The sequence below is a fragment of the Bartonella sp. AP57NXGY genome, from assembly GCF_042195805.1.
Lineage (GTDB): Bacteria > Pseudomonadota > Alphaproteobacteria > Rhizobiales > Rhizobiaceae > Bartonella.
This window is the reverse complement of the sequence record NZ_JBHIOZ010000024.1, coordinates 1-10,380: the sequence shown is the minus strand read 5'-3', so window position 1 is coordinate 10,380 and position 10,380 is coordinate 1. Positions and strand designations below refer to the sequence as shown.

At 37.8% G+C, this 10,380-nt stretch carries 7 protein-coding genes and 1 pseudogene; 5 read left to right on the top strand and 3 right to left on the bottom strand.

Features of this window, described 5'->3' with window-relative positions; genetic code table 11:
• Positions 1-205 precede the first annotated feature (205 nt).
• Both ACFIL8_RS04340 and ACFIL8_RS04335 read left to right on the top strand, forming a co-directional pair.
• Positions 206-1,033, top strand: a complete 828-nt coding sequence (locus ACFIL8_RS04340; RefSeq protein WP_375612296.1) for a ferredoxin--NADP reductase — start codon at positions 206-208, stop codon at positions 1,031-1,033.
• 34 nt (positions 1,034-1,067) lie between these two features.
• Positions 1,068-1,501 (top strand): annotated as a pseudogene (locus ACFIL8_RS04335) (ferredoxin--NADP reductase); the annotation flags it as partial.
• Here the strand turns inward: ACFIL8_RS04335 and eda are convergent.
• On the bottom strand, positions 1,480-2,145 hold the full coding sequence (gene eda / locus ACFIL8_RS04330) for a bifunctional 4-hydroxy-2-oxoglutarate aldolase/2-dehydro-3-deoxy-phosphogluconate aldolase (RefSeq protein ID WP_375638779.1): 666 nt from the start codon (positions 2,143-2,145) through the stop codon (positions 1,480-1,482). The pseudogene ACFIL8_RS04335 and the gene eda sit on opposite strands and share 22 nt — an antisense overlap.
• A 115-nt stretch (positions 2,146-2,260) precedes the next feature.
• Here eda and ACFIL8_RS04325 point away from each other — a divergent pair, with 115 nt between their 5' ends.
• From ACFIL8_RS04325 to ACFIL8_RS04315, 3 genes are all read left to right on the top strand, one after another.
• Positions 2,261-3,178 (top strand): rhodanese-related sulfurtransferase, encoded by a 918-nt coding sequence (locus ACFIL8_RS04325; protein WP_375613636.1) that lies wholly within the window; start codon positions 2,261-2,263, stop codon positions 3,176-3,178.
• A gap of 1,684 nt (positions 3,179-4,862) precedes the next feature.
• Complete coding sequence (locus tag ACFIL8_RS04320) at positions 4,863-5,996, top strand: type III PLP-dependent enzyme (RefSeq protein WP_375613635.1); 1,134 nt, start codon at positions 4,863-4,865, stop codon at positions 5,994-5,996.
• A 74-nt stretch (positions 5,997-6,070) separates the two neighbouring features.
• The gene (locus tag ACFIL8_RS04315) at positions 6,071-6,655 is read left to right on the top strand and encodes a GNAT family N-acetyltransferase (RefSeq protein ID WP_273791458.1); all 585 of its coding nucleotides are present in this window, start codon (positions 6,071-6,073) and stop codon (positions 6,653-6,655) included.
• A gap of 1,086 nt (positions 6,656-7,741) precedes the next feature.
• Here ACFIL8_RS04315 and ACFIL8_RS04310 read toward each other — a convergent pair.
• Together ACFIL8_RS04310 and ACFIL8_RS04305 are read right to left on the bottom strand one after the other, a co-directional pair.
• Positions 7,742-9,313, bottom strand: a complete 1,572-nt coding sequence (locus tag ACFIL8_RS04310; protein WP_375613634.1) for a DHA2 family efflux MFS transporter permease subunit — start codon at positions 9,311-9,313, stop codon at positions 7,742-7,744.
• Positions 9,314-9,332: 19 nt separating this feature from the next.
• On the bottom strand, positions 9,333-10,380 hold a 1,048-nt coding region (locus ACFIL8_RS04305), incomplete at its 5' end, for an HlyD family secretion protein (RefSeq protein ID WP_375688995.1).

Here is a 10,380-nt window from a genome sequence, read left to right as displayed (position 1 = left end):
TATTTACTTTCTAGTCTTTGATTGGTTTTAAGTGAAATCAATTTTATCGCTTATAGAGCGCGCTAGACTCATTTATTTAATTTTGACATAAAAGTGTTAACCTTGAGGCTTTTGTGTTGAGAAAATTGTTGGCAGATGGTTGTGCAAGTACTATATCACGTCAAGGATTCGAAATTTAACGTTCAATAAAGATATGGGGAAGAGTATGAATACGTCTGCTACCAATGTTCCGTCAAGCATCAGCAGCGTTGCAAATTTTCCGATTCCTGAGAATGTGTTCGCCCTTACTGTCCAAGAGGTTTGTCACTATACAGATCGGTTATTTAAATTCCGTCTGAATCGTCCGGAAAGTTTTCGTTTTCGTTCGGGTGAGTTTGTTATGATCGGTTTGCCAAATGCAGAAAAGCCGATTTATCGCGCTTATTCGATTGCAAGTCCCTTTTGGGATGAACAGCTTGAGTTTTTTTCGATAAAAGTTCCAGGGGGACCTTTAACCGAGCATCTCCAAAAAATTAAAATTGGTGATACAGTTCTCATGCGTAAAAAATCTACAGGAACGCTGGTGCTTGATGCTCTTATTCCTGGAAAACGTCTTTATCTTCTTTCAACTGGGACGGGGATTGCTCCTTTTGCAAGCCTTATTCGTGATCCTGAAACTTATGAAAAATTTGCAGAAGTTGTCCTTATTCAAACAACGCGCGAAAAAAATGAGTTAATTTATGCAAAAGATCTTGTTTCCTCTTTGCAACAAGATCCACTCATTGGAGAGTATGCACAACAGTTGAGATTTTATCCTATGACTACTCGTGAAGCTTCTGAGCATATGGGTCGTATTACAACTGTGATGGAAAGTGGGGACTTTTTTGAAACAACAGGCCTTCCTAAGATTCATCCTGATGAGGATCGGGTGATGATTTGTGGTTCCATGGCTATGTTAAAAGATTGCGCAAGGATGTGTGAAAGCTTTGGTCTTGTTGAAGGGGCCAATAATGCTCCTGCTACTTATGTTGTAGAGCGCGCTTTTGTGGAGTAATGAGTGGGAAAGTTGATGCTTTATCTTCTTTCAAACCGGTACGGTTTTTTTTTCTTTTGCAAGCTTTATTCGTGAGCCTGACATTTATGAAAAATTTTCAGAAGTTGTTCTTATTTAAATAACGCGCGAAAAGAATGAGTCAATTTGTGCAAAAGATCTTGTTTCCTTTTTGCAATAAGATCCACTCATTGTGGGGCATATGCACAACAGCTGAAATTTTATCCTATGACCACTCGTGAGCTTTCTGAGCATATGGGGCGTATTACGACTGTTATGGAGAGTGGTGCTTTTTTGAAACAAGCGGCTTTGAAACAATAGAACTCGCAAAATTCATCCTAATGAAGATCGGGTGATGATTTATGGTTTTATGACGATGTTAAAAGATTGCGCAAGGATGTGTGAAAGCTTTGGTCTTGTTGAAGGGGCTGATATTCTTGCACATTACATTATATTGTAGAAAGAGCTTTTTTCGAGGGAGAGGGAAGTTGTGATGCGGTATATGCTAATGCAGTAATCGAATCCCAATCACTTATTGCAATGAGTTTTTGGGGCGCTATCCAAGAACCTCCAACGCAGAAGACATTGGGCAGTTGGAGCCATTGTGTTGCACTTTTTTGTGTAATACCGCCTGTTGGGCAAAACCGGATATCAGAGAAGGGAGATGCTAAAGCTTCGATGAAGGAAATACCCCCAGTAGCTTCAGCAGGGAAAAATTTAAGATATGAATAGCCTTTGTTTAATGCTTGCATGAGTTCACTTGGGGTCATTGCACCGGGAAGAAGGGGAATTTCACTATTTTTTGCACAATTGATTAGTTCATTGGATAATCCGGGGCTTACAATAAACTTGGCTCCAGCTTGTTCGGCTTTTTCGTAATGTGTTGTGTTGAGAATTGTGCCGGCTCCAACAATTGCTTCAGGGACTTCTTGTGTAATTTTCTGAATTGCTTTGAGGGCATTTGGTGTTCGCAAGGTGATCTCAATTGTTTTTAATCCACCTTTGACAAGAGCGCGTGTTAAGGGTACAGCACTTTGTAGATTGTCAATGAGTAAAACAGGTATAACAGTTTGTCCTTGGAGATATAATAAAAGCTTTTCTCTTTTTTGGCACATGATATTTTTTCTTCTTGGAGATGATATTATTTGTATCGTTTGATTAAGCACAATATGTTAAAGAGTACATGAATAAATCTTGAAATTGAATGAAACGCGCGTTATGGCAAAACACATGGAAAAGAATTTTAAAGTTGCTGCACTTTATTGCTTTGCAGATTTGAAGCATTATCATCAATTACAAAAACCTTTGCAGGATTTATGTCAAGCAAAGGATATCAAAGGCACTCTGCTTTTAGCACAAGAGGGCATTAATGGAACAGTTGCTGGTTCTTGTGATGCGATTGAGGCATTGGTGGATTTTATTACGGCTGAGCCAGCGTTTCAAACGCCGGAGATTAAATATTCATGGGCATCAAAAATGCCTTTTCATCGCATGAAAGTGCGGTTGAAAAAAGAGATTGTGACGATGGGGGTTGAAGGGGTTGATCCGCTAAAAGTTGTTGGTACTTATGTCGATCCTGAAGATTGGAATGCTCTTATTCAAGATGAAGAGACAATTTTAATCGATACACGGAATGACTATGAATATGCGATAGGGAGTTTTCAAGGAGCGATTGATCCGCAGATTAAAACATTTCGCGAATTTCCTGAATGGGTGCGTAAACATGAGGCTGAGTTAAAGAAAAAAAAGAAAATTGCCATGTTTTGTACAGGTGGTATTCGGTGTGAAAAATCAACAGCTTATGTTCGTGATCTTGGTTATGAGCAAGTCTACCATCTAAAAGGAGGTATTCTAAAATATTTAGAAAAAATTCCAAAAGAGAAAAGTTTATGGTGGGGTGAGTGTTTTGTTTTTGATGAGCGTGTTTCTGTTCAACATGGTCTTGAAGAATGTGGACGCGAATTATGTCGCGCGTGTCGTTCTCCTCTTAATGCTGAAAGCAAATTATCGCCTCATTATGAGGAAGGTGTTTCCTGTGATGCTTGTTATAACACGCGTAGTGAAGCCGATAGAGAGCGCTTTCGTGAGCGCCATAGGCAATTTCAATTGTTGAAGTTGCGTGCAATTGATTCTCATCAAGGGACATAAGGATATCGCAGTGTAGGGCTTTAAATTGTAGCGTTTTTCTCTTAAATTTAAGAGAGAAGAGTTTTTTAATATTAGTAGAAAAATATTTTATAAGACCGGATATTATTCGGTCTTTTTGTTTATGTTAAATTATTTGACTTATAAGTAATCATTATAGATTGTTTACTTTCTTTGACTTTATAGGATTGAGTATTTCAAATACTTTTCATTTTAAAATAGAAAAGCCGTTCACCAACAGCGCAGAGGAGGGAGATTATAGTTTAAGAGAAAAGCGTATGAATAAGATGTGATTAAAAAGCAGATGCTAGGTGGAAAAATAAAATGATAATAGGAGTTTATGATTTCAGAATTTAATATAATACATTAATTTATAATGATAATTTATTATTCATTCGAATAAAAGAGTTCAATATTGTGAACTTTGTTGCTTTCAGATTAGATGAGAACGAATCGCGTAAAATTCATTCACTTGTACGTTGCAAATGGGAGCAACGTGTGGACAAAAATCATTTTAGATAAGGTGTTATGAAACATTTCAATGTAGGAGTTTCTGCAATATTGGGAGTTGGCAGATAGAATGGGAGCGTTTGTTTTTAATTTCATAAGTATAAAGAGGGTGAGATGTAGTTGATCTATATCATACAAGCTATATTATACGGGGAATTCTTCATGATATTTTGCTTAAGCGATGCTGTGAAATGAATGTGGAAGTAGGGATGTTTTTTAGGATGTAAATGAGAAAGATAATGGTGTTTTGTTGGGGGAAGGACACGTTATCTTTAAAGATTATGGTGCTTCAGTCGTTACTATCCTCAGTCTTCAATGTTGGTCATCTTTGCATTTGAGAGGATATATAAGAGGTACTCCTTTTTTCAATTGTTTTTTATTTGTGATACGCAAAAGAATGATTTTAATTGATTCATTGTAAGAGGGTTGAAATAAGAGGATTTTATAATGGGATTTTTGTTTAAGGGTACAATAATAAATTATCATTATAAATTAATGTTTTGAGTAATTTATTTGCGTTATTTTCTGCTGCAGATATTAGGAGATAGAATAGGGTAAAGAAACGAGGGGCTTTAAACGCAAGACAGTGATTTATGTTGTACGGATAATGTAAGGGTGTGATCTCATGAAAGCGGATGGATGGCTTTGTCTGGGGGAGAGTGTTGTTTTTTCGCATCATTTTATCTTTAAGAATTAAAAAATGTTTAAAATTAAAAAAATGATTGAAATGAGAAAGAATTCGTTTTATAGGATGCCTTGCCCAAAGTCGCACGTGCCTGTGGGTGTCCGCTGGTTCTCAAATGGTGAGATTAACCGGTACGGTACCTGGAACTAACCGCTCCAGTCATTCTTACAGCCAATTGCAAGAATGAGGACATCTTGAAGCAACGACGGTGCGGGCCTTTCTGGTGTCTTCCAGCTTTTAAATGCTGGGATAACTATAGAGGCACACCTCATTGCCTTCAGTGCGGAAGTGGTTTTCTCAACTCCAATCAAAAAGGCATATAAAATAGAATAACGCGGTTTCGCGCTGTTCTTTCGCAGCATGCAATGCTAATTTCTGGTTTTTTGTAATCAGAATGGGGATGGTTGTTGTGTGTTTTTTGTCCTTTAGCTTTTGGCAGCTTTGGCTGTCTAAGCATAGAGTGGGGGAGCGTTCCCTCAAGGAGAATTGCAGATGGCAACGCAACGTATTCGCGATTTTCTTGCAACACATCGTTCTGAAGGTCCATGCTTAATTGTTGACCTTGATGTTGTTCGTGATAACTATTTAAATTTTGAAAAAGCTCTGCCGCAGTCTCGTATTTTTTACGCAATAAAGGCAAATCCAGCTCCTGAAATCTTGCGTTTGCTAAGTTCTTTAGGATCTTCTTTTGATGCGGCTTCTGTTGCAGAAATTGAAATGGCTTTAAAAGCAGGAGCAACGTCAGAGCGTATTTCTTTTGGAAATACGATTAAAAAAGAGCGTGATATTGCACGAGCATATGCATTGGGAGTTTCACTTTATGCTGTTGATTGTGTTGAAGAAGTGGAAAAAATTGCGCGTGTTGCTCCAGGAGTACGTGTTTTTTGCCGTGTTCTTACCGATGGCAAAGGTGCAGAGTGGCCATTGTCACGCAAATTTGGTTGTGTTCCAGATATGGCGGTTGATGTTCTAAGACGGGCACACCAATTGGGTTTGCAAGCCTATGGTGTTTCTTTTCATGTTGGATCTCAGCAGGTTGATTTGAGTGCGTGGGATCGTGCTTTATCGGATGCTTCTACAGTTTTTAAGCGTTTGGAACAAGAAGGCATTTCACTAAGGTTGGTGAATATGGGGGGCGGTTTTCCAACGCGTTATTTGAAAGATGTCCCTACAGAACAAGCTTATGGTACAGCAGTTTTTGATTCATTGAAAAAGCATTTTGGTAATCGTATCCCTGAGACGATTATTGAGCCAGGACGTGCGATGGTTGGCAATGCTGGTGTTATTCGTACAGAAGTTGTTCTAATATCTAAAAAAGCTGATAACGATAATGTACGATGGGTTTATCTTGATATTGGGAAATTTAATGGTCTTGCTGAGACTATGGATGAAGCCATTCGTTATCCTATTGAGACACCTCATGATGATAAGGTGATGGAGCCTTGTATTTTGGCTGGACCGACATGCGATTCGGCAGATGTTCTCTATGAAAAAACACCTTATCCGCTTCCTCTATCCCTAACGATAGGAGATGAAATATTGATTCATGGAACGGGTGCTTACACAACAACTTACGCATCGGTTGCTTTTAATGGTTTTGAGCCTTTACGATCATATGTGATCTGACATTTCCTTTTAACTATAGTTTTTTAGATTTTTTGCTATGCTCGTCATGGCGCTGTAAGAGGGCGGTTATAGAGATGAACATGATTAATTTTCAAACAAAAGATGGGGCATGTTTTACACTTTTATTGGAGCAAGAAGCCGATAAGCCTTATCGAGAAAATTTGCTTGATTCAATGATGGGGTATGGACGTAAACGTAAATCATCAGAGGTTTTACGTCGTGGTCGTTTGGCTGCTCAAGGGCTCTCTTTTGTGGTTAAAAATGTGCTTGGAGAGCTTGTGGGAAGTGTCCGTCTTTGGCATGTTTCTTTTTCTAAAGAAAAAAATGAAACACAACATGCTTTACTTTTAGGCCCCTTGGCTGTTGCGTCTGAATGTGCTGGTATGGGAATAGGATCAATTTTAGTCCGCCATGCAATTGAAACAGCAAAAAAATTGGGATATGGCGCCATTTTGCTGGTAGGGGATTTTGAATTTTATCAACGTTTTGGCTTTTCAAATAGTTTAACAGAAAATTTGGCAATGCCTGGTCCTTACGAAAAACATCGCTTTCAAGCGTTGGAACTGATACCACATTATCTTTCTGGGTGTTATGGCACTTTGGTTCCTAGTGGAGAACGAGAAGTTTCAAATCGTTTTCAGCATCATAAAGTCGCTTGAAGATAGTGTTTATTTCGTTTTTCAGCAGCTGCCATTGAGAAGAGCATACCGTTTTGACAGTGCCAAGGTATTTAGCGGTACAAAGTTTTGGGGAGTTGTATTGCGATTTTATTATATGGCTTTTTCTTTATGGGGCTGGTTTCTTATTTTTGATAATTTCAGTTAAGTGAGTAAGAATATATTTTAAGCTCATTTTTTGAAATAGTGTCTTATTTTATAATACTGAAGGAACCGGATTTTTGAGTTGTCTTGTGTTCTTTTAAAGTCGCTATCATCATACAGTTTTCCAGTTTTCAATATCGTTGATAAATCTTGCATCAAAACGGTTGGATGTTTTACTTTTTTCTTAAACAGTTTTTATTTCTTTGCTTTTTATGTGCAAGGGAATGGTTTTGATTGATTCAATAGAGAGATATTTTGAGAAATTTTATACAATTTTAGCGCTTGTTGAAAGAGAAGGGGCTTAAGAAAGAAAAATATGCAGCAGTAGAATCAAAATTGTAGGTATCAGCTTTTTTTAAAGAGTGTAAAAAAATAAAATTACATGTTTAAAAGCAGCTTTTTTGAAAAAAATATATCATTACTTTTTTGCTATAAAGGTAAATCGTTTTGCAATTGGCATGAGAGTATCAAATACAAAATGATTTTCTCATGTAAAATTTTGCATTCAGAATCAAAAAAAACGTTATCCTACACATTATAAGAGAAATATGTGCGTGAATAAAAATCATAAGAATCATAAATCTTTTATGAATATTCTTGTAAGAATCAAAAGAGTGAAGGGCAAAGAATCTTTTAATCTTTTGTGCCCTATGGTGATAAATCAAAAATCTTATAGAAATGGCTGCTTTATCTTTATGGTGTGGAGCACTTTAGATAAGCTCTTTGTTTACCGATCATCTAGAACAATTTTTGTATGCGAGAAGTTGTTTTTAAGTGCGGAAAGAGCCCGCATTAAAAGAATTTTTATCAGAAGAATCATTTAGAATCATATGCTTATTTATACTGTCTCTTGAGACAAGATAAAGTGCATAGGAAACGAGGAAAGTGATAAGGATAAAAAATATTTCTCAATTTTAATTAAGCTTAGTGATTTGGTGGTGAATCCATGAGAGGTGGTATTTTTTTGAGAAATATGGTCATAAATGTCAAAACACCAAAGATGATGGTTATGATAAAGAAAATATCACTAATAGCCATAATGGTTGCTTGTATGCGTACCATACCAAACAATTGAGAAAGAGCCAGAGTATAGGAATCAAAGGTTTCTGTTTTGAATAATACAGTAAGATTTGAAAGCATTTCAGTTGCTTGTCTGTTTGCGTAGTTAAGAGTTTCGGCTATTCGTTCATGATGGAAGTCTGTGCGTTTTGTTATGAGAGTGTTGATAATGGCAAGCCCTACAGCCCCACCTAGATTCCGGGTGAGATTAAAGAGTCCAGAAGCATTTTGCATCCGTTCTGGTGGGAGTGTTCCCAAGGCAATATTATTAATAGGAACCATACATAACATTACAGAAGCACCACGGAAAACTTGCGGCCAAAAAAGCTGCCAAAAATCCCAGTTATCTGTGATAGAGCTCGCCATCCAAATACCTATTGCAAAACCAAAAAGTCCTATTGCCATCATTAAACGTGCATCCATTCGTGCTGAAAGAAATCCAGCAAGCGGGGCAGTTAATAACATGACGAATCCTGAAAGAAACAATGTTTCTCCAATCATGAGAGCATCAAAGTGGCGGATTTGGCTTAAATAGACAGGATAAAGGTACGTGAGTCCATAAAGGCCTATTCCCAATGAAAAGGAAAAAATGGATGCAGCTGAAAAATTAAAATTAGAAAAAGTAGAGAGATCTACAATGGGTTCTTTTACTGTAAAAGCACGCCAGAAGAATAAGGCTGCAGCAAGAATCATGGTAATGAACAAATCCCGAATCAGCGTATCACTCAGCCAATCATGACGTGCTCCTTCTTCTAGAATATACTCTAAAGTTCCCAAGAAAGTAGCCATAGAAATGAATCCTAACCAATCAAACTTCTTCATTAAAGAGGGATCAGCTTTATCAAAATCAATTAATTTCCAAGCGAGAATTGAGATGATAATCCCGCAGGGTACATTGATGAGAAAGAGCCAATGCCATGATGAGAGATGACAAATATAGCCTCCCACGGTTGGACCAATGGTGGGGGCCAATGTTGCTACTAGTCCAACAATAGGGGTAACAATTGGGCGTTTGGAAGGAGGAAAAAGAACATAAGAGGCGACAAAAACGCTTGGGATAATTCCTCCACCAATAAAACCTTGTAGTGCGCGATACAAAATCATCTCTCCAATAGATGTTGCTGTTGCACAAAGAACAGAAGTAATCGTAAACCCGATCGCTGATATGGTGAAGAAAACACGTGTTGAAAGCAATCTTCCTAAAAATCCAGAAAGCGGCAACATGATGACTTCAGCGATGAGATAGGAAGTTTGAACCCATGAAATTTCTTCAGAGCTTGCTGTAAGACCCGCTTGAATTTCAGCTAAAGAAGAGGAAACGATTTGGATATCTAAGATTGCCATAAACATGCCAAAAGACATAGCTATAAAAACTACAATTTTGCGCATTCCTATGCGTTCTTGAGACTGTATGAGCTCTGGTATGGAAGATGTCATAGTAAGATCTTCTACTTTTTTATAAGAGACTTTTATCTTGTGGCTTTGTACGTGTATCAATTTTCACCGAAACACTCATTCCTGCTCGGATATGTCCGGTTTTTAAGACTTCTTCTGGAATAGAAATACGTACGGGAATGCGCTGGACAATCTTTGTAAAGTTACCGGTAGCATTTTGTGGAGGCAGAAGAGAAAAAACAGCGCCTGTTGCGGGCGAAATAGAAAGCACTGTTCCTGTAAAAACATCATTTTCGAAGGCATCAACAGAAATATAAGCTTTTTGTCCGGTATGAATGTCTTGTAGCTGTGTTTCTTTATAGTTTGCTTCAATATAAAGTGCATGTATGGGGACTAACGCCGCAAGACGTTGGCCATTTACAACAAAATCTCCCGTTTTTGCTGTTAAATTTCCTATAACTCCATCAAATGGCGCTCGTATAATGGTCGAATCAAGATCACGTTGTGCTTTTTTACGCGAGAGCTCTAAACTCTTTGTTTCGCTTTCTGTTTCACTTCGTTGCGCTTCTAGCACTCGGATATTTGCACGTGCTGAAGCCATTTTTGCATCCGCTCTGTTAACATTCGCAATGGCTTGTTCATAAGCGGATTTGGCATCATCAACATTGGATTGAGGAGCATAACGATTGGCTTTCAGTTCTGTTACACGTTTTAAGGTGAGTTGTGCATTGGTTGCTATGGCTGAAGCGGCTGCTTTTTGTGCTTTTGCATCATCTAAAGAACTACGAGCGGCTGTGATTTGCGCATCAATGCGTAGAAGTGTTTTTTTCTGTGTGTCAAGATGCGCTTCTGTTTGATCCAAGGCTATTTGATAATCACCATTGTCTAAGTAAAATAAAACATCGTCCTTTTTTACAACTTGGTTGGCTTTAATGGCAATTTTTTCAATATATCCATTTAATTTAGTCGCAATAGCGGCTATATCTCCTTGTACATAGGCATCTTCAGTGGACAGCATATAACGCCATTGCGTCGTCCACTTATAGCTAAACCAAAGTACAAAAAGCGCAAAGACGATAAGAAGAGCCTTGATTACTTTTTTTCGTTTC